18 protein-coding genes and 1 pseudogene are annotated in these 21,271 nt (G+C 36.7%); 6 read left to right on the top strand and 13 right to left on the bottom strand.

What is annotated here, in order from left to right; all coding sequences use genetic code 11:
• Positions 1–87: 87 nt before the first annotated feature.
• Positions 88–324, bottom strand: coding sequence for a DUF6171 family protein (locus NYE52_RS03820; RefSeq protein ID WP_341191853.1), 237 nt, complete (start codon positions 322–324; stop codon positions 88–90).
• A gap of 1 nt (position 325) precedes the next feature.
• Positions 326–1,777, bottom strand: a complete 1,452-nt coding sequence (locus NYE52_RS03815) for an alpha-N-arabinofuranosidase (RefSeq protein ID WP_341191852.1) — start codon at positions 1,775–1,777, stop codon at positions 326–328.
• 289 nt (positions 1,778–2,066) lie between these two features.
• Here NYE52_RS03815 and NYE52_RS03810 point away from each other — a divergent pair, with 289 nt between their 5' ends.
• Positions 2,067–2,981, top strand: a complete 915-nt coding sequence (locus NYE52_RS03810; RefSeq protein WP_341191851.1) for an ArsR/SmtB family transcription factor — start codon at positions 2,067–2,069, stop codon at positions 2,979–2,981.
• On the opposite strand, the gene NYE52_RS03805 is transcribed toward NYE52_RS03810, so the two are convergent.
• Both NYE52_RS03805 and NYE52_RS03800 read right to left on the bottom strand, forming a co-directional pair.
• The gene (locus NYE52_RS03805) at positions 2,956–3,210 is read right to left on the bottom strand and encodes a hypothetical protein (RefSeq protein ID WP_341191850.1); all 255 of its coding nucleotides are present in this window, start codon (positions 3,208–3,210) and stop codon (positions 2,956–2,958) included. The genes NYE52_RS03810 and NYE52_RS03805 overlap by 26 nt on opposite strands.
• A gap of 67 nt (positions 3,211–3,277) precedes the next feature.
• Positions 3,278–5,281 carry a beta-galactosidase gene (locus tag NYE52_RS03800; protein WP_341191849.1) on the bottom strand — a complete coding sequence of 668 codons (2,004 nt, stop codon included), beginning with the start codon at positions 5,279–5,281 and terminating at the stop codon, positions 3,278–3,280.
• 249 nt (positions 5,282–5,530) lie between these two features.
• On the opposite strand from NYE52_RS03800, the pseudogene NYE52_RS03795 reads away from it, so the two are divergent.
• Positions 5,531–5,836 (top strand): annotated as a pseudogene (locus NYE52_RS03795) (AraC family ligand binding domain-containing protein); the annotation flags it as partial.
• A 111-nt stretch (positions 5,837–5,947) separates the two neighbouring features.
• On the opposite strand, the gene NYE52_RS03790 reads toward NYE52_RS03795, so the two are convergent.
• Complete coding sequence (locus tag NYE52_RS03790) at positions 5,948–7,285, bottom strand: ISLre2 family transposase (protein ID WP_341191848.1); 1,338 nt, start codon at positions 7,283–7,285, stop codon at positions 5,948–5,950.
• A gap of 189 nt (positions 7,286–7,474) precedes the next feature.
• Here NYE52_RS03790 and NYE52_RS03785 point away from each other — a divergent pair, with 189 nt between their 5' ends.
• Positions 7,475–7,861 (top strand): helix-turn-helix transcriptional regulator, encoded by a 387-nt coding sequence (locus NYE52_RS03785; RefSeq protein WP_341191847.1) that lies wholly within the window; start codon positions 7,475–7,477, stop codon positions 7,859–7,861.
• Positions 7,862–7,945: 84 nt separating this feature from the next.
• On the opposite strand, the gene NYE52_RS03780 is transcribed toward NYE52_RS03785, so the two are convergent.
• On the bottom strand, positions 7,946–8,884 hold the full coding sequence (locus NYE52_RS03780; protein WP_169187951.1) for a magnesium transporter CorA family protein: 939 nt from the start codon (positions 8,882–8,884) through the stop codon (positions 7,946–7,948).
• A 29-nt stretch (positions 8,885–8,913) separates the two neighbouring features.
• Positions 8,914–9,045 (bottom strand): hypothetical protein, encoded by a 132-nt coding sequence (locus NYE52_RS03775; protein ID WP_268927023.1) that lies wholly within the window; start codon positions 9,043–9,045, stop codon positions 8,914–8,916.
• Between the two features lie 218 nt (positions 9,046–9,263).
• Between NYE52_RS03775 and NYE52_RS03770 the strand changes: the two genes are divergently transcribed.
• Both NYE52_RS03770 and NYE52_RS03765 read left to right on the top strand, forming a co-directional pair.
• Positions 9,264–10,820, top strand: a complete 1,557-nt coding sequence (locus NYE52_RS03770; RefSeq protein WP_341191846.1) for an AbgT family transporter — start codon at positions 9,264–9,266, stop codon at positions 10,818–10,820.
• Positions 10,821–10,904: 84 nt separating this feature from the next.
• Positions 10,905–12,116 (top strand): amidohydrolase, encoded by a 1,212-nt coding sequence (locus NYE52_RS03765; RefSeq protein ID WP_341191845.1) that lies wholly within the window; start codon positions 10,905–10,907, stop codon positions 12,114–12,116.
• A gap of 85 nt (positions 12,117–12,201) precedes the next feature.
• Here NYE52_RS03765 and NYE52_RS03760 read toward each other — a convergent pair whose 3' ends face one another.
• From NYE52_RS03760 to NYE52_RS03745, 4 genes are all read right to left on the bottom strand, one after another.
• The gene (locus tag NYE52_RS03760; protein ID WP_341191844.1) at positions 12,202–13,968 is read right to left on the bottom strand and encodes a helix-turn-helix domain-containing protein; all 1,767 of its coding nucleotides are present in this window, start codon (positions 13,966–13,968) and stop codon (positions 12,202–12,204) included.
• Positions 13,969–14,099: 131 nt separating this feature from the next.
• On the bottom strand, positions 14,100–15,107 hold the full coding sequence (locus NYE52_RS03755; protein ID WP_341191843.1) for an SPFH domain-containing protein: 1,008 nt from the start codon (positions 15,105–15,107) through the stop codon (positions 14,100–14,102).
• Between the two features lie 33 nt (positions 15,108–15,140).
• Complete coding sequence (locus NYE52_RS03750; protein ID WP_341191842.1) at positions 15,141–15,998, bottom strand: TPM domain-containing protein; 858 nt, start codon at positions 15,996–15,998, stop codon at positions 15,141–15,143.
• Positions 15,995–17,023: a TFIIB-type zinc ribbon-containing protein gene (locus NYE52_RS03745; RefSeq protein ID WP_341191841.1), complete on the bottom strand. Its 1,029-nt coding sequence runs from the start codon at positions 17,021–17,023 to the stop codon at positions 15,995–15,997. The genes NYE52_RS03750 and NYE52_RS03745 overlap by 4 nt, the downstream gene beginning before the upstream one ends.
• Before the next feature lie 217 nt (positions 17,024–17,240).
• Between NYE52_RS03745 and NYE52_RS03740 the strand changes: the two genes are divergently transcribed.
• A complete protein-coding gene (locus tag NYE52_RS03740) occupies positions 17,241–17,759 on the top strand; it encodes a cysteine hydrolase family protein (RefSeq protein ID WP_341191840.1) in 519 nt (172 codons plus the stop codon).
• Between the two features lie 821 nt (positions 17,760–18,580).
• On the opposite strand, the gene NYE52_RS03735 is transcribed toward NYE52_RS03740, so the two are convergent.
• Positions 18,581–20,056, bottom strand: a complete 1,476-nt coding sequence (locus NYE52_RS03735) for a protein adenylyltransferase SelO (protein ID WP_341191839.1) — start codon at positions 20,054–20,056, stop codon at positions 18,581–18,583.
• 94 nt (positions 20,057–20,150) lie between these two features.
• Positions 20,151–21,233 carry a D-xylose ABC transporter substrate-binding protein gene (gene xylF / locus NYE52_RS03730; protein WP_341191838.1) on the bottom strand — a complete coding sequence of 361 codons (1,083 nt, stop codon included), beginning with the start codon at positions 21,231–21,233 and terminating at the stop codon, positions 20,151–20,153.
• Positions 21,234–21,271 lie beyond the last annotated feature (38 nt).

Below are 21,271 nucleotides of genomic sequence, written 5' to 3'. Positions count from 1 at the left end.
AGGAAGGCAGCCATTACCGCTAACCTTCCCTAAGTATTTATTCCGTTCTTTTTTCAATCGTCAATCAAGGTTGTATAATGAGCCTAGCTACCACTTTCTATCCGGACAGCTTTTTTTCTCTAAGCTAGCACGGAAGCGGACAAAGCAGCCGCATTTTCCACATGTATGCTGATTTAGGTGCTCACATTGGTCACATATGTTCAACCGCTGATCTCTTACTTCCTCTTCGGCTAAATCTATTTCGAAGGAAAGCTGTTCTCGTACAAGTGCATCAACATCTAGTCGACTAACTTGTTCCTTTATCTCGCAGCCTACACATGCCATCTTAGTTCACCTTTGTTACGATGCTCGCAACACTCATAGGTGCTAAAGTAACCTTTAATGTATCCTTCTCCATTATATAACTAGTAAACTCTTTTTTTGCTACAACATCTGGTTGTTCAAATGTATTATGGGCATCCATAGTATTTGCTGTAATATATTCTGCTTCTACTACTACAAATTCCCCTTCTTTTCTAGAAAGTGTAATTTCTCTCGTTTCTGTTAAGTCATAGTTACATAGGGAGACCGTTAATTTTCCGTCCTTCTTAGAAGCTGTATATGTTACATGATTACTTTCATCTCCATAAGAATCAACTAGTTCTGCATCCTGATGATGTTTATACAAATCGAAAACATGATAAGTAGGGGTTTTGATCATTTTTTCCCCTTCTGTTAATATCATTGACTGCAGTACATTCACCATTTGCGCAATATTCGCCATATGAACTCTGTCTGCATGCTTATGGAAAATATTTAATGTAATAGCAGCAAGCATTGCATCACGAATCGTGTTTTGTTGATATAGAAAGCCAGGGTTTGTTCCAGGCTCTACATTGTACCAAGAACCCCACTCATCTACGATTAAACCAACTCGTTTTTCCGGATCATATTTATCCATGATTGTACTATGCTTTGTAATTAACTCGTCCATATACTGTGCATGTTCTAAAACGGAATACCACTGTTCTTCTGGGAAGTTTAAAGCATTTCCTTTATCCTGCCATACTCTCGTTGGAATAGAATAATGATGTAAGCTAAGTCCATCCATAAATCTTGCCGCATTTTTCATTAATACTTCCGTCCAATTATAGTCATCTACATTAGGACCACAGGCAATTTTATAAATATTATGCTCTCCATACTTACGTACATATGTCTGATATCTACGGTATAAGTCTGCATAATATTCAGGACGCATATTTCCACCACAGCCCCAATTTTCATTACCCACGCCAAAGAATTCTACTTTCCATGCTTCTTCTTGACCATTTTCTCTGCGAAGATTTGCCATTGGCGATTCTCCGTTCATGGTCATATATTCAACCCATTCCTGCATTTCTTGTACATTTCCGCTCCCCACATTTCCATTTACATATGCTTCACACTCTAATTGACGAATCAATTCAAGAAACTCATGTGTGCCAAAGTGGTTATTTTCCGTTACTCCACCCCAATGTGTATTAACGATTGTACTTCTATTCTCCACTGGCCCAATTCCATCTTTCCAATGATATTCATCCGCAAAACAACCACCTGGCCAACGAACAACAGGTACTTGGATATTTTTTAATGCTGCAACCACATCTTTTCGAATTCCATTTACATTTGGAATATCGGAGTCTTTTCCAACCCAAACCCCTTCATAAATACACCGTCCTAGATGTTCAGCAAATTGCCCATAAATATATTTACTAATTGTCGGTCCTTGTTTATCTAATAATAAATTCACTTGCATGTTATGATTCCTCCATTATTCATTTTTGGAAAAACGTGAATAGATAATAGGCTCTATGTACCATTTCCTCCTTTACGTCTAACTCATTATCCATTGCCAGTTACATACTTCAAAGATAAACTTATGACTAAAATATATTACGATTTGAAACCGTTGTCAATAACTTAATAGTATACTATTTTTATAATATTATTTATTTTAATTAACTAATAAGTTATATAAAATAAATTATTTTGCCATTAATTTATTCATGTAGTATATAATAGTAATAAAAGGGGGGGGATCACTCATGCAATTAGATATATCGGAAAATTCTATCCCTGTGTACGAGGTTCTATCCAGTCCTACTCGCATAAACATTATTAAATTATTATCCAAGAAAAAAATGAATATTGGAGAATTAGCAAAAGAATTGAATATAAGTAGCGCGATAGTCAGTAGACATATTACAAAGATGAGCGATGCAGGTTTAGTGAAAACCGAAACAATCCCTGGTAAATCTGGTCTGCAAAAAGTCGCTATCTTAAAAGTAGATCGAATTGAAATCCAATTTCCGCAAAAAATCTACTCTGCTTATGAAAGCTATAAACAAGAAATTCCTGTTGGACATTATTTTAATTTTGATGTTTATCCGACGTGTGGACTTGCTACTACCACAAATCCCATTGGCGAATACGATGATTCAAAATACTTTATGGATCCGCAAAAAAATCAAGCAGCTATCCTTTGGTTTACAAAGGGATTTATCGAATATCGCATTCCATCCATTTTAAAAGAAACTGATAAGCTTGAGATGATTGATATCGTATTAGAAGCATCCTCTGAGTTTCCATATTCCAATAATGTTTGGCCATCTGACATTACGTTTTCCTTAAATGGAAAAGAACTATGCACCTGGACCAGCCCAGGAGACTTCTCTGACACCAGAGGTCGCTTCACCCCTGATTGGTGGCCAAATGAAACCAATCAATACGGCATCTTGCTTACTATTCGCATCACCAAGCACGGTGTTTATGCTGATGGAAAAAAATTATCCGATACTACAATTGACGAGTTTCGTGACGAACAACGTGGAATGTGGGATTTAAAGGTAGAAATTAAAGAAGATGCAGAAAATCTTGGTGGCGTTACGTTATTTGGAAAAGGCTTTGGGAATTATAATCAAGATATAAATTTTATTACTTATTATAGTAATCCAGTGTAATGGATTGGGAGTTAGATGAAAGCTTTGGGTTTTTGAGAAAAGGTGTATTGTTTATCATGGACATTTTTCCACTCGATATCTTGGCTTTCATTCCCTTGGAGAACAAGTTTTCTGCTTTTTTTCTTGGATTGTGGTGTTCGTCTGATTGATGTACACCATTTTTCTTGCTTCCCTCTTGAATTGTGGTTTTCATCTGATTGATGAAAACCACTTCTCCATCTCCCATCATAATTCCCACCACACACCAAAAAGCCACACCGAACTTTAATCGGTGCAGCCTCAAAATCCCCAAACCTCTATTTCAATAAAAGCACATCAAATTGCCCTAGCTCCACTGCTTCTTTCACTACTTCTCCTGTTAAAAGATTACGCTTTCCAACTAGCTCTTCTGGTAATAAATGCTTCTTTGTTTTTTGATTAATGACAAAATAAAAAGAAGCATCCGTTGTCTCTCTTTTCGTAATTTCAAGTCCTTCTCCGTTAGAACACACCGGCTTCACATTTGTTTCTGCTATCACTTGATTGAACAAATGGGCAATACCATCTTGTTCTACTTGGGTACCAACATACCAGACATTCCCTTTTCCATAGGAATTTTTCGTAATCGCTGGGGTATCCCCGTAAAAATCTTCTTTATAGGTGGCAATGGTCTCTGCACCTTCTAGATGAATAATGTCACATAGCAGCTGACAGGTATAGGCATTTCCATCATTAAATTCGACGCCATTCTTTTGCTCTGGAGCTAATGCATCAATTTCTTCTACCCATATTCCTGCTATTTCGCGCAATGGTCCTGGGTATCCTCCAAGATATACATTATCTGATTCATTAACGATCCCGCTCATAAAAGTAGTAACAAACTGCCCTCCAGTTTCAACAAATGCAGTAATCCGCTCTGCTAGGCCTGCTTTCATCATATAGAGAACTGGTGCCACAACCACATCATATTTAGAAAGGTCACTATCCACCGATATCATATCAACTGGAATATTTTTATTGTAAAAATATTGATAGTACTGATGAATCTGGTCTACATAGGTTAAATCTTTATTAGGTCCACTCGTATACTCTAGCGCCCAATAATTTTCCCAGTCAAAGATAATTCCTACTTTACTATTTATTGTTGAACCTATAATCTCTTCAAATTGCTCCAGTTCTTTCCCTAGCTCCATCACTTCTCGGAATACTCGTGTATTTTCATGTCCAACATGCTCGATGACAGCACCATGAAATTTTTCACATGCCCCTACTGAGCGGCGTAATTGGAAAAATTGAATGGTATCCGCTCCATGTGCAAGTGTTTGGTAGCTTTGGGCACGCATTTTCCCTGGTCGTTTTAAAGAATTATAAGGCTGCCAGTTTTGTTGACTTGGTGTTTGTTCCATTAACATAAATGGTTGACCATCTTTAAGACCTCGCATTAAATCATGGCACATCGCTGTATAGCTTAATGGCGTATTATAGCTTGGATAATTGTCCCATGAAACAAGGTCCATCTCTTTTGCCCATTTAAAGTAATCTAAATTTTTATAAGTCCCCATTAAATTTGTAGTGATTGGCGTAACAGAATCATATTTACGAATCGCATCTCGTTCCATCTTGTAATTTTCCAGCATACTATCCGAGTTGAAACGACGATAATCGATGGATATTCCTGCAAAGGCAGTTTTATCTCTGCCAATTCCTTCACTTAGTGCATTGGGTAATACTACTTCATCCCATTCATAAATGGTATGACCCCAGAATTCTAAGTTCCATGCTTGATTTAATGCTTCAATCGTCTTATAGCGATTTTTTAGCCATACACGAAATGCCTTCTCACAGTTTTCGCAATAGCACTCGCCACCGTATTCATTATTAATATGCCAACAAGTTATATGGGGATTACTTCCATATCTTTCTGCTAGCTTTCCTGCCAATTTGCTTGCAAACTTCTGATAAACAAGACTGTTTGGACAGGCATTATGTCTTTGTCCAAACTTATGATGTCTGCCTTCATAATCGGTTCGTGCCACTTCAGGATATTTTTTCACCATCCATGCCGGCAAAGAAGCTGTAGATGTAGCAAGAATAATTTCATACTTGTCCTTACTTAGCATTTCGATGATTTCGTCTAGCTCTTCAAAATAATACTCTTCTTCCGAGGGCTGAATTTTCGCCCAAGAAAAAACATTAATCGTTGCCGAATTAATGCCTGCTTTTTTAAAGATGCGCATATCCTCTTCCCAAATATCCTTAGGCCATTGATTCGGATTATAATCTCCACCATATAATATACGATTAAAGAATTTCTTCTCCATTTCCATCCCTCCGTCGTCATTTTCATACATTCATTATAGATAGGACAACGGAGAAAAAGTATAATAAGAGTAACTAGTTTATATAAAAATACGAAACTATTGTAAGGGGATACATAAATGGAGGTTCATTTTAATTTATTGGATGATTTCAATCCTTTTTCGATTGAAAGTATTGGCTATAAATGGGAACAGGAAATGGTTATAAGAGAAGAAGGCTATCCCTATTATCATTAGCTACAAACAGAGGAAGGGTTAGGAGAAGTTACTATTGAACAGCAGAAAATTCGGTTAAAGCCTTCTGAAGGGATTCTAATAGCCCCATTTGTTTCCCATTATTATGAAGCTATATCCGCTAAAGGATGGAAGACAAATTTTTTGACTATTAACGGTACATTCGCTCCAAGCATAGCCAAAATACTTGGTACAGATTCCTTTTATCTTGCAAATGACTGTCCTGATTTTTCCTATAGTGAGTGGACGAAAAGAATGTTGTCCCATATAAAAAACGAAAACAAAAATTCCATCCATCAAAAGCTGTCTATTGATGTGGATTGAGTCAAGTTTTTGTGGGAGTGTTTTATAGCTCCCCTTTTATAAAGTAAAACTTCTAATTTTGTATCCGTTTTCTAAATGTTTTCTTTCATCAAAATTTCGTTTTTTTCTTTTTTAAAAACCTTTTAATCCCTGTAAGGCAAAGTGAACGGGTTTTCCAATCGCTTGATTTAAGTATGGCATGTTCTGACGCACGGTTTCTGTTACTAATTTTGTGGGTATTTCTCTTTTCGCTCGATGCTCTTTCTTTGATTTTTCCGTGGCTTTTTCCCATTTCCCATATATCGTTTGGATGGATAGGTCATCCTTCAATCCAATCCACAAGCGCGCCATGCTCATGACCCCTTTTTTGCTCCATGCTCTTCCATTCTTTAATCGTTTGGCTAATTGATTCATCATCGCCTCTGCACTTCCCATTGGACGATACGCTGTCGTGTCCACACCTTTTTCCTGTAACCAACTACGGTAATCTTTTATGGTTTCCTGATGATGCGTTAAAAAGGCAAGGAAATGCTCTAGTTTTTCTTCTTCTTCTGGTGTATCCATTGTTCCTACTGCGCTATTCAACTCTAGAAGTAATGTTTCTACCTGGTAGTTTCTTAACGCTCTTTTCATGTAGCGGTATCGAGGATGGCTCTTCATTAGTTGCTTCATCGAACGAGCGACATGAAAACGGTCCATGGTGAAAAAGGCGCGTTCCCGAAAATACTCCCGACATGCCGTTATCCAGCCTGCTCCATCACCATTAATAATAAGCAAGGTTTGGGTAGGATCATACGCATAATTATTCTGTAAGAACGTTTCAAAGGCTTCCCAAAAGGGTTCTTTTCCTTCATAAAGAAAATGCCTTTTATTTCGGAGCCTGATTCGCTTTCCGTTTTCTTTCCATCCCTCGTGTACAGCGGCGAATTTCAACTCCCATCCACGCTTTTTCTTTTCTTGACTCTTCACATATAATCCATCTACTTCTACAAACAATACCTTTTGAAAAGGGCGTTTTTCCTTAGCGGGAAGTACGCTTGTTTGAAGAAGATGTTGCCGTAATGCTTCGTGGCTCATCGCCGAATAGCCTAAAAATTGTTCGAACGTTTCCACCGCCTTTCGATAGGAGGAGCCATTCGTCGCTAGTTCTAACCCCCATTCTTCTAGTAGCGGACTAAATCCCTTATTCCCCTGAAACTGTAAATAGTGATCTAATAGACAAATATATTTTTTGGTTACACGATCAAAATAATAATTACGCTTCAGCTCCACAGCTCCAAACGCTGTATCTAATCGTATTTCTCGTTTATCACGTAAAGCAAATCTTCTTTTGTCTCGTTGCTTGGCAATCTCTTGATCCCAATTTTCTAACGTTTGAATAAGGATTTCTTGAAACGTCATTTGTAGTGTTCGAAATAAAGTTTTTTCCAATTCTTTTAATGATGGCATTTTTGTGTTACATTGATTCATGAGAGCCTCTCCTTTTCGTAGTTTTCGCCAAATTCTACTTTACAAAAGGATGCTCTCTTTTTTAATGCTTAATTTTTTCCAGCTACCGCGCTCTCGCTTGGTGGCCTTTTTGTCTAGTTGGAGGACGCGTCCCCCAACTAGACAAAAAGGATATTTATTCTCCCACAAACATTTTACTCATACATTGATGTGTATACCTTCTTATTAAACATTAGAGATCATGGGTTACACCGAACCTTTCAAACAAATGATTTATATCATCAATATATATCGCCAAGTATTCAATGGATCCAATCCAATTACAGAGAAAAATGCGCCATCGCTGATTTAGCGAAAAGTCTCTTTATTTCACCACAATATTTAAATAAACTTTTTAGACGATTTATCGGTGTCTCTGTCTATCAATATGTCCTTGCTTATCGCATCAAAAAGGCAAAAGAAATTTTAGTCACAAATCGCGATTTGAAAATAAAAGACATTACATTTCTAACCGGATTCAATGATACAAGTCATTTTGTAGCCACCTTTAAAAAAGAAACAGGATATACCCCTAAGGAATTCCGCACTTTTTATTAGAAAAAACTCCTCCCTTTCAAAAGGAGGAGTTAATAATATATTATATAGAAGCAACTAGTGCAACATTTGAGCTGGGCTTCCTTATTAAAAAAACTTCTTCTTCCAAAAGACCAAAGCCGTTACGCCTGATAGTAAGAAGGAAATCATAATCGCGATTGTAAAAGAATAGGGTACATCTTGAAATGGGATATGAACATTCATTCCATAGAAGCTTGCAACCATTGTTGGCAATGACAATATAATCGTAAAGGATGTTAAGAATTTCATCACAATATTAACATTATTAGATATAACCGAAGCAAAAGCATCCATCATCCCACTTAAAATAGACATATGAGTTTCTGCCATCTCAATTGCCTGCTGATTCTCAATAATAACATCTTCCAATAATTCTTGATCATCATCATACATTTTCAAATAATTGCTTTTAAGCATTTTTTGCATGACAATATTATTCGATTTTAAGGAAGTAGTAAAATATACTAAGCTTTTTTCTATATTAAGCAAAGAAAATAGCTCTTTATTTTTCATGGACTGGTGAAGTTCCTTTTCAATACTATCTGTCTTTTTGCTGATTTGCTTTAAATATTTTAAATAAGCAGTTGCCATACAATATAGGATTTGCAAAGAAAATCGTGTTTTTTTATACGTAAAAAAGCTCTTCATTCTGCCTTCTGAAAATTGATGAAATATCGGATTATCCTTTAAGCAAACCGTAATAAAGCAATTCTTCGCAATAATCATGCCTAATGGGATGGTGTCATAAATTGGCATATTTTTCTCATCAAAGGAAACAAGAGGAAGATTAACAATTATTAATACATTTTCCCCATCCTTTTCAATTCTTGAACGCTCTTCTTCATCCAATGGATCTTTCATAAACGCAAATGGAATATCTAAACCGGTAGCAATTTCCGTTATTTCGGTTTCTGTTGGGGCAATTAAATTGATCCAGCAGCCATTCATCATGCTATCCGTTTCTTTCAGCATTCCTTCTTCCGTAGAAATATAAATTTTTTTCATGCTTTTACCTCCTCTAGTTATAGAGGAAATCAAAAAAATTCTCTGCCAAATAAAGTTGAATCTTTATCAGTATTCAAACTTCTAAAGGAAGGGTTATTCATGACTTCCTCTTTCATGGCCGTGGGTTCCGGTTCAGGTTCCATACACATTCGATTACTCATAAAAATTCAACTCCTCACTAGTATTCTTTAAACCTATTACATACTACTTTATAATTTATTTATTGTAAACAGAAAAGGTGAAACTTTTCTACCTATCTATCTTTGTGTCCCAACACAAAAATAATGAATAAATTTAGAATTTATTCCATAGATTATTTTCTTAAATATTCGTATAATTTAAAAAAATCCAAAAACACATTACAACACGGAGGTTACATATGAGCGAACTTGCAAAAAAACGGCCAAATTACGCAGAACCAACTCCGCCTAGTAAAACCAAACTAGCGGACAGATTTTTAAACGTCATTGAACGTGCAGGTAATAAGTTACCTGATCCTATTACGTTATTTGTCATCATGTCTGCCATTATTTTAATCGCTTCTTATTTACTATCGTTACTTGGCGTCTCTGCTACGAATCCGAGCTCAGGCGAAACAATTGAAGTAGTTAATTTACTGAATCGCGAAGGCATTATTCAAATCTTAACAAATATGGTGAGCAACTTCACGTCCTTCCCTCCATTTGGACTAGTATTAGTCATTATGCTAGGTGTAGGTCTTGCAGAAACGACAGGTCTTATCCAAACTGTTATGAAAAGAACGGTGTTAAGTGCACCTAAAAAATTAATACTGCCTGTCATTGTCTTCACTGGGGTTCTTGGCAATATTGCTGCCGATGCAGCATTTATCGTATTTCCTCCTATCGCAGCCCTCATCTTTATGAGCGTAGGAAGAAGTCCAATTGTCGGTCTTATTGCTACCTATGCAGCGATCGCTGGTGGATATAGTGCTAACTTAATTCTAAATTCCTTAGATGTCCTGCTCGCGGGAATTACGGAGCAAGCAGCAAAGGTAGTAGATCCAAATTATGTGGGAAATCCGACGATGAATTATTATTTCTTAATCATTTCTACCTTTGTATTAGTTGCTGTCACTACTTGGGTTACGGTGAAATTTGTGGAACCGCGCTTTGGAAAATACACCGGAGTGGTACAAAAACTAGATCAAGTAACTGCCAATGAAAAAAGAGGTCTACGTTTTGCAGGTATTACCCTAATCATCTATTTTGCTGTCATTTTAATAATGGTTATTCCAAGAAATGGTTGGTTACGTGATTTAGAGACAGGCTCTGTTATTAACTCACCATTTATGTCTTCTATCGTTCCGATTATGCTATTTTTCTTTTTATTACCTGCTTTAGCATATGGTATTGGTTCCAAAACGGTTAAAAATGATAAAGATGTGGCAGAAAAATTATTTAAATCCATTGCGGACTTAGCACCGTTTATCGTGCTAGCTTTTGTCGCTGCACAAATGATTGCTTACTTTAGCTGGAGTAATATTGGTCCGATTCTTGCGATTAAAGGTGCCGAATTGCTTCAAGCGATGAACTTTACTGGACTGCCAATGATTATTGGTTTCATCATTATTTGTTCCTTTATTAATCTATTAATTGCTAGCGCATCTGCAAAATGGGCATTACTTTCTACAATCTTTGTACCAATGTTTATGTATTTAGGCTATAGTCCAGCATTAACACAAATGGCTTATCGAATTGGAGATTCTATCACAAATCCAATCACGCCAATGCTTGCTTACTTTGCGATTCTTTTAGCCTTTGCAAGAAAACACGATAAGTCGATTGGGATTGGAACTTTAATTTCCGCCTTACTTCCTTATTCCATCTTCTTTGCGATTAGCTGGATTCTCTTATTCGTAATCTGGTATTTATGTGGACTTCCTTTAGGACCAGGGGATCCTATCTTCTTAAAATAATTTAGTCAATTAAAACGAGCAGCCTGAATTTTTAGGCTGCCGTACTACATATAATTATAAAAATTGAAATGAGGGGTAAGTAACATGAAAGCATTATTTTCACTATTAAAGGAATATGAACAAGAGATGATTGACATTCGTCGTCATCTCCATGAACATCCAGAATTATCCTATCATGAAGTATATACACCTGCTTATATTGCAGAATATCATCAAAAATTAGGGCATGAAGTAAGAACAGGTGTCGGCGGTCGTGGGGTTGTTGCTACACTTAGAGGCAGCAAACCTGGTAAAACCGTTGCATTACGTGCGGACTTTGATGCACTTGCTATCCAAGAGGAAAATGATATCCCTTATAAATCCAAGGTAGACGGCGTTATGCATGCTTGTGGTCATGATGGTCATACGGCTACTTTATTAGTGTTAGCAAAAGCATTGAACAAGCTGCAAGCAGACATCGAAGGAAACATCGTGTTTATTCATCAATTTGCAGAGGAATTATCTCCAGGTGGTGCCATTGCGATGATTGAGGATGGTTGTTTAGAAGGTGTAGACGTGATTTTTGGAACCCATCTATGGGCAACAGAACCAGTTGGAAATATCATGATTAACGCTGGTCCTCTAATGGCAGCTGCAGACCAATTTGATATTACCATTCAAGGAAAAGGTGGTCATGGATCGGAACCACATATGACAAAAGATGCGATTATGATCGGTGCACAATTTATCACCAATGTGCAGCAAATTGTATCAAGACGCGTGAATCCATTACATCCTGCTGTTGTTTCTGTTTGTAATTTTGTAGCTCAAAATCCCTTCAATGTTATTGCCGATACAGTAAAATTAAGTGGAACAGCACGTACATTCCACGATGAGGCTCGTGACTTAATTGAGAAGGAAATCGGAAATGTCATTCAGGCATCATGCCAGATGGTTGGCGCATCTTATGATTATCGTTTTAAACGTGGCTATCCTGCTGTTGTAAATCATAAAGAAGAAACAGACTTTATCATCAAGCATGCAGAACAAATTGAGGAAGTTCAACAAGTAAGAATTTGCGATCCAATTATGGGCGGAGAAGATTTTGCGTATTACTTGCAGCATGTAAAAGGTGCTTTCTTCTTTACAGGTGCAATGGATCCTAACTGGGAGGAAGTCTATCCACATCATCATCCGAAATTCAATATTGATGAACACTCTCTTTTGATCGCAGCTAAGACATTAGGCTCTGCGACATTAAACTATTTAAGTAATGAATCTGTACAAGATAAACAAGAAAGCTTAATCAACGAATAACAGGAAATAGCTGTTCCTATCTTTTATTAGGAACAGCTATTTTCATTAAAAATTCTTTTGCACATTTAACTATTGCTTAGACGATTCAGCGCTCCCCATTTTGTTCTCGCCGTTCATATAAAAACAACGCTACCTTTAAATTCGTTACATCATCTAAATCATCAAAGTCACAATTTAATTTCTCCTGTATTTGCTGAAGACGATAATAAACTGTATTTTGATGAAGATGCATAGATTCTGCTGTTTTTGTTACATTTTTATTTGATTGTAAGTAGTTTTGTAATGTACTTAACCATTCATTTTTCGTTCGATTATTCGACTTAGAGAGAATAGGGCCCAATATATTCTCTACAAAGTATTCAGCTTCTTCTTCTGGAACATTAAATAAGTAGCGCTTATAGCCAAGGGATTGAAAATCAAATACGGATTCTTCTCTTTGATGACTTTCCATTTCTTTCTCTAACAATTCCGCATCTTTATACGACATGGGTAGATGGCGCATGGAGTATACTGGACGGCCAATATATACGACTATTTCCTTATAGATGGATTGTAATCGTTCTACATATTGTCTAATGACTTGAACATTCCCCGCTTCTTTCTTCTTTGCTCCTAACAGTAGAAACAGTTTATTCCGGTTTGGGAAAATCATCACCGAAAAATCTTTTTTGAATACTTGCCGCATCCCTCCCTCTAACAAATTAAATTGATTTAATTCATCAAAGGAATGCTGTTTACTTTTTAGGACAAGAAAAACAAAGTACTTCGCAGGAAGTATCTCCTGTTTTTTCAAAAAGCTTTGCACCTCAGTGGTAAAATTCTGATTTAAAATATCCTTTAATAATGCTTCCTTTTCTGCCTGTCTCGTTTTTAATTGTTCTTGAAGCTTTATTTGCTCAATGGCAATAATAGAGGCAGCATGTTGAAAGGAGAGCTCTCCCACAATATCAAGAGGAACGCTATTGCCTGTTATCACCAAATATCCAATTGTTCCAAAGGAAGATTGAACCGATAAAGCCTGTCCAAACAACTCCTCTTGTTTATATATTTTCTGTAATTGTTGTGTTTGCAAGTTTTTCCGATTCTCTCTAATCCAGTCACTTAAAAAAGGAATTTCTACACTAGAGATTGGATGAGAAATATCAAGACGCCCTAATGAATCAAAATAATAAATACAGTCATTGGGATTACGAGCTAGACTTTTTACGAGCGATTGCATCCCATTCCCTTCCAGCACTGTCTCATTTAATTGATTATGCAGTTCAAGAATGGTTTCTAATTGCAGAGCTCTTTGCTGTTTTTCATAAAAAGCACGGGCATTTACAATAGAGATTGCTATCTGACTACCAATTGCTTCTAAAAAACGCAAATCCTCCTCTGTAAAAAATCCGTCATTTTTAAAGTTATCAATTGTAAGAACGCCAATTTTTTGCTGTTGATAAACAAGTAAAACAGACATACAGCTAACTGGCATTAAAGCATGAACTGTCGACTTCAAATAATATTGAAGTGTCTTATTACGCATATTAGACATCGCTTTTTCAATTTCTTCGATTGTATTAATTAGCATGCTTTTACCTTCTGCAAAAACAGTTCCGCTAATTCCTTCTCCTTCTAGAAGCTTATTCTGCAAGTAGATATCTTCCTTAAAATTGACAGCAGCCTCAATTTCTAGATACTGACTTTCCTCATTCCATAGTAATAAAAAACCTGCATCTGCTTTATCAATAGCTCCAATGACGTCTTCGATAATCTGCTGAATTAATTCCTTTAAACTATCATTTGTCGTAATATTTTTTGAAACTTGTATAAATGTATTTAATCGCCGCTCCATATTATTCTCGCTGCTCATTTGCTTCCCTCTTTATTGCTTATTTCAAATGTGTAACTATTATCTCCTTAAATTTATTTTTTGTTAAGAAAATTCCCATGAAAAATAAACAGGACAGTTCTCTATTTACTAGAACCGTCCTATTATCCTTACTATACGAGCTTATATCCACAATTCGAGCAGAAGTTTCCTTCTCCTGTTTTCGTCCCACAATTTGGACAGAAATTCGGCCGCTGCTTTTTCTCCTCATTCTGTGGGGCTGCTTCTGGTGTTTGTTGCTGATTTTGATTCTGCGATTGCTGCTGGTTCTGATTTTGCTTATTCATTTTATCCATCATTTGGTTGGCCATATTCATGCCCATCATCATTCCAGCCATATCAGATGCAGCTCCACCACCAGAATTTTTCCCATTGGACATGCTATCAATCATGGAAATTTGCTGATACTTTTCAATATTGCCGACCATTCCGTGGGAAGCATTTTTATTAATCATATCCTGAACTTCCTTTGGATAACTGAAGCTCATGATTTGGAAGCCAGTAATAGTAAGACCACTTTCTACCATTTGACTATCTAGATCATCTTTAATGCCTTTCGCAATTTCAAAAGCATTTGCCTGTAAATTAAACATATCCTTGCCTTCTGTAACAATCCACTTCATAAGAAGCTGGTCTAGGACCGAGATAATGCGAATTTTTACATCTTCCACTAAATATTGATTTTTAATTCCGGCGATTTTATCAATTAAAGAAATATAATCATTTACTTTAAACTGAAAAGTTCCATTCGCTCGAATTGGCATTCCACCCGGAAGTCCAACTGCCGGAATATTTATCGCATTTTTCGTACCCCATTTAACGGTAAATTCCTTTGTATTTACGAATAATACCTCTACACGCATTCCACTGTTAAATCCAAATTTAAATCCTTTTAAAGTAGATAAAAAAGGGACAATTTGTGACTCAATATCATACTCTCCATCCTCTTGGAAAGCACCCTCTATGCTACCATTGTTTAGAAAAATGGCGTCTTGGCCAGGACGAATAATTAATTTACTCCCCTTTTTAATTTCACGATTTTTCCATTTATAGAAAATCATATCTTCTCTAAATTCTTCCCATTCCACTACATTTGCAAATTGATTGCGAAAAAATGACATTTTTTTGTCCCCTTTCGTTATTCAAATAACTTTTTAGAATTTTCCTCTGCTTCCACTATGAGAGTGACCACCGCCAGTGATTCCTCCACCACCACCTGAATTATTTTGTGGCTTTCTTTGTTTTGTCACTGTTTTTCGAATAAAACGGTCGTGTCTATTGATAATTTTAGAATTTCTTTTATCCATATACGTATTGCCGTTCACCGTTACTCTCCCACCTGATTGGAAGACCATGATACTCACAACAATTCCTGCAAGCACGACAGAAACAATTAATTGGAAGAGCCAATTAGTGAAAATTGCCGACATTCCAATTGAAGTGTTTTCTTCGATATATTCATTTCGAGAGTCAGCAATTCCGCTGTAGTCATAATCATTTTCTAAATTCGATGGATCATCAACCAAATAATAGGCTGATTCATGCATAAAGGTTGAGAATGCCTCAAAATATTCACCATCAGATAAAGCTGGGGTTATTTCTTCACGAATATAATCTAGTGTTGAATCATCTAAATAATCTTCGGCTTTTTTAAAGCCTGCTAAATATATATCCCGTTGTTCCATATCAATTGCTAAAATAGCTGTATTTCCAAAAGGTTGATCATAGCCTGGAGATTCTTCATCATAATAATCTTGAACATATTTCTTGATATCTTTCCCATCTGTACCATCTAGCGTAAGTACCAATAATGCTGTTTCCGTTTCTTCTCCTAGTTCTACTGCCAAGCTTTCTAATTCTGTTCTTTCTGTATCAGTTAATAGCTTTGCCTGATCAAAGATAAATTGCTTTTGATTTTCTGAGGCTGCATGGACAGTAATTCCAGAAAAAACGGACAGTATTGCCAGGGCAATCAGCAGTAAACTACTATACTTGATTAGCAAGTTTTTCAAAAGAAGCCACCTCCCATAAAGAAGGATACGCATTTTAATGTTAGAAACGAACCAGCGGCAATCCCACTAAACCATAATGCCACTTTCCCTTTACTAATCGGCGGCTTTCCTACTACCTTTCCTGTTTGCCCATTCATCGCAAAAATATGCTCTTGGTTTTCGTAATCATAGCTTACCATCCACACAGGAAGTAAGACATAATCACTACGCACAGCTTTCGTATCAATATTTTTGTTGCGATAATGTATTGAATGGTAACCAGCGAAAGTCGAGTGCACAAATGAATCAATGTAATCACTAACTTTATCTTTCGCCCTCGGTAATAATTCTGAATCGGAATAATTATATTTTTCCGAAATGAAGCCAGCAAGATAAGGTGTTTTAAAATCTTTTAACTGTTCATAAGGAAAAGGCTCTAATTTATCCATTAGTTGATCATTCATTTTTTCAGAAGCATCTACTGGAATTTTCACATAATCTAAATTTATTTTTCGGTACGCTTCGTAATACTTTGTTTCCGTATAAATATAATCCCCACTTGTATAAGTCCGAACCTTTGTACAAGAAGCTGTTACATCCACATCACTATTTAAATCATAAAGCCAAAATGGAACGTACATACCTGTAATACTTTTTATTCGATCTGCACTCATAAACCCTTTCGGTGTTAAAAGCCCTTTTCTACACCATTTTCGAAAAGCAACAATTGCCTCTTCTTTACTAATGGTAAAAGGAATGACTTTCTTAGGAGCAAGCACGCCTGCCAACCGATTAGCGATAACTACTCCCGCCCCACAAAAACTGCAATTGGTTGCCGTTGTATCTGCTTCCGTTATTAACACAGCACCACAGTTGTCACAATGGTACTCCTTAACCTCATTATCCTCAAAGGATGCCGACATTAAATTTTCTGGATAGCTCTCAATATTCTCTTCATTTCCGCAGCTAGGGCAAGATAAACTGCCAGTATCTGCATTAAAATGCATGTCTCCCCCACAATTTGGGCATTTATAATGAAGGATCAAGTCAATCACCTCAATTTATTTATCTATCAATATATTAATCATAACTCATTTTTCCACTTACTGCTTTTCTACCCTTGAAAAAGGTTGATATATACATATACTGATTGAATGAAGAAAAAGTTTCATTTTCCTAGTCTGTCCTTAGATGGAAAGACCAATCATGCTTATTCTATTTTTCATAAGGAACTGTCATAATAAGAGAAAAAAGGGGTACATAATGAAAAAGGCACTTTTGATTATAGATGTACAAAATGGTATGTTTCAAAAAGGAAAAGTAGTACATAATGGAGAACGATTAATTCTGCGTATCAAATCTATACTGACACAAGCCCGCTTAACGAAGACACCAGTAATTTATATACAGCATAATGCACCAATTGGTAGGCCGTTAGAGTATAAGACATCTGGATGGGAAATTCATCCGGATCTCGCTCCTGAATATGAGGATATTATTATTCAGAAAACAACACCTGATGCTTTTTTTCAAACTTCTTTAGAGGATACACTAAATCAATTAGACATTGAGCATTTAATTATCACTGGGATTCAAACAGAAGCATGCGTAGATACGACTTGCAGACGTGCTTTTAGCAATCATTATAAGGTTACGCTTGTTTCAGATGCTCATAGCACTTGGGATACTAATTTGTTAACTGCAGAGCAGATTATTGGTCATCATAATGAAGTGCTGCGATGGTTTGCTGATGTTTATCCGAGTTCGGAGATAAGTTTTTAAGCGCATTATTTCACAGAGAGGAAAGGGCTGTCTTAAAAGTCCATTTCAGCGTAATTTCCAACCAAATAAAACCCGATAATATTGATGTCAAATCATTATCGAGTTTTACTTTATATCATTTTCAACTTAACAAACTACTATTCGGACAGCTCCTATGTTTTTTTTGATTATATTGGCTTTAAGATTTAAGATACCTTCTCTGTTGAGATGCTTTTCTTTAAACTGTGTGTCGATCTGACAGTGGCATTAGCAGCGTTATTGGTATATAAAATAGGAAAACTCGCCATGAGGTGATTAACAAGTTTTCCCATTTATATAAAACCCTCACTTACTTTTGGTAGGGTTCACCGTAATGCATTAAAATAAGGATTTCTTGGACTCACTCCCTTTTAAACAAGATGTTTTGTCCTGAATCGAGTAATCGGCAAAAGGGAAATAAGCGGAAGTTTTCCGGTTAAATTCAGAATAGAGCCTGTTTCGGCGTAAATAAGGGAAGCTTTTCCGATTACGTAAAACAAAATCTCCCTTTTTCGCATTTTTCGGGTCAATAGGCGGAATCTCTCCGTCTATTTAAGCCTTTTTTAATAATAATTACTAAATAAGCGAAAATTTTCCGTCTATTTTCAACTCAGGCGCTTTACCTTATACCCCAACCGACAAGTGCGGACCCTTTCGAACCCTTGATACTCAAAACGAACTGCAAATGACAGAAAAATAGACTTCTTTAACAGTCCCTAAGCCATATTACCGTTAACAAAAAAGCTGACAGCAAATTGCTTTTTCAGCATTTACTGAAGGTCTTTAAATTTATTGCATTTAACTCATGTACCACAATAGGTTTTATAAGCTGGATTCACCTTTTGCGGGGCTACTCCGTATTCGATTTGTTCTTTTGTATAAGCAAATGGCTGAGAAAGCATTTGTAATAATTCTTCCATCACACTTAAATCCCCACCTTCTGCTGCATCAAGGGCTGCTTCTACAAGATGATTTCGAGGAATAACGACTGGATTATGCTTTTTCATTTGTTCACGTGCGCCTTCTTCTCCACCTTCTTGACTCTCTACTCTTTCCTTCCAAGCCTTGTGCCAATCGATAAATGCTTGATTTTTACTTAACTCTAGTTTTTCAATTTCCCCTAATGCTAAAGACCGGAAAGTATCTGTATAATCAGCTTGATTATTTTGCATGATACCAAGGATCTTCTCGATTAGTTCTGCATCTTTTTCTTCCGTTTCCGCTTCTAATCCTAGTTTACCTCTCATGCCATCAAGCCAATGCTGTTGATAGAATGTATTAAATTCATATAGTTCTTTTTGTGCTAATTCGACTGCCTTTTCCATATCGTCATGAAATAATGGCAGCAAGCTTTCTGCGAATCTCGCAAGGTTCCAGCCCCCCATTTTCGGCTGATTGCCATATGCATATCGACCTTGAACATCGATAGAGCTAAACACCGTATCTAAATGAAAGCTATCCATAAAAGCACAAGGACCATAGTCAATGGTCTCTCCGCTGATTGTCATATTATCCGTATTCATAACACCATGGATAAATCCAACCAACTGCCACTTTGCTATTAAGGCAGCCTGCCGTTTAATCACTTCTTTAAACATTGCTAAATAACGATTTCCATCTTTCTCAATCATTGGAAAGTGACGGTCGATTGCATAATCAGCAAGAGCTTTGAGATCCTTTTTCGAATCTAGCGAAGCGGCAAATTGAAAGGTCCCTACTCGCAGATGGCTTGCTGCAACTCTTGTTAAAATGGCTCCTGGCAAATCTGTTTCACGGATAACCTTTTCTCCAGTTGCCACAACAGCAAGACTTCTTGTTGTTGGAATACCGAGCCCATACATTGCCTCACTTATAATATACTCTCTTAGCATTGGTTTAATAGCGGCTCTTCCATCTCCTCCTCGAGAGTAAGAAGTGCGGCCAGAACCTTTTAATTGGATATCAAATCTTTCACCTGATGGAGTAATCTGCTCTCCGATTAACATTGCCCTTCCATCTCCAAGCATTGTTGGATGACCAAATTGATGACCTGCATAGGCCTGTGCAAGAGGAAAACCGCCTTCCGGAATCTCATTCCCGCTTAATACTTGAATCACTTCTGGACGCTGCAATTGCTCACTATTCAATCCTAATTCCTTTGCCAAGTCGTGATTTAGCTTCACCAAGCTTGGCGAACTGACTGGATTTAACGTCATCTTAGAATAAAAAACATCGGGAAGACGAGCATAGCTGTTATCAAAATCCCAGCCAGCATTTAATTTCATTTCATTATTACTCATATTTAGCTCCCTTCCAATCGTTATTTGCATATTTACTATTATACCCTTTTCATCAAATGGAACATGCACTAACTCTAAAGAGGAGCAAAATCTTTCATTTTTTATACACTTCTTCTTTTGAATGAAAATCATCTTTTATGATTGTTTCATCCATATTTTCTTTTGTTACAGCAACTGGAGAAAGTAAGATAGTCGGAACCTCTATCTTTCCATTATTGACCTTGTTTTCTACAGGAATCATTTCTCCATTAGCCATTTGAACAGCTATTTGAGCTACTTCTTCTGCCAATGCTTTAATTGGCTTGTATACAGTCATAGTCTGAGTGCCTTGGATTATCCGTTGTGCTGCCGGAAGATCGCCATCTTGTCCAGCGACAGGAATTTTCCCCTCTAGTCCATGTTTCTTAAGAGCTTTAATGGCACTTCCAGCTGTTGCATCATTTGCTGCAATAACTGCATCTATTTTATTATCATTTGCTTTTAAAGCCTCTTCCATATTGCTATATGCATATTCTGGATCCCAGTTTTTTGACCATTGATCATACACTACGGTTATATCTCCTCTATCGATAAAAGGCTGTAAAACTTGAAAGACACCTCTTTTAATAAGATGAGCATTATTATCCGTATCTGCTCCCCCAATGTATACATACTTCCCTTTTGGCACTAATTCAGTAATTGCTTTCGCCTGCAATATTCCAACCATTTCATTATCAAAGGAAATATATAAATCGACTTCGGCATTTTTTATTAATCGATCATACGAGAGAACCTTTATTCCAGAAGAATGAGCTTTGTTCACAATTGTTGCCATCGCTTCTGCATTATGTGGGACTACTACTAATAAGTCGACCCCCTTGCTTATTAACGTTTCTGCCTGCAGAATTTGCAGTGCATCGTCTCCATTCGCAGCAACACTTTCTACTTCTGCACCTAATTCTTCCACAGCATCTCTAAATAAATCTCTGTCTCTTTTCCATCTATCTTCTTTCAAAGTATCCATCGAAAATCCTATTTTCAGCTTTTTATTCTCTTCTTCTGTTTTTATTGTTTTGGAAGCAGCCTTGGATGGAGAATGACTGTCTTCTATTCCTTGTTGCTTATAACAGCCAGAAAAGATACCTGCCAAGCATAGCGACATAAGAATTAACAATGATTGTTCTCCAATCCGTTTCATCCATCTCTCTCCTATTTTTATTCGATGTTTTCCTCTTG

The sequence above is a fragment of the Niallia sp. FSL W8-0635 genome (genome assembly GCF_038007965.1).
Classification (GTDB): domain Bacteria; phylum Bacillota; class Bacilli; order Bacillales; family Cytobacillaceae; genus Niallia.
The sequence above is the reverse complement of the archived record's forward strand: the minus strand, read 5'-3'. Positions and strand labels throughout refer to the sequence as shown.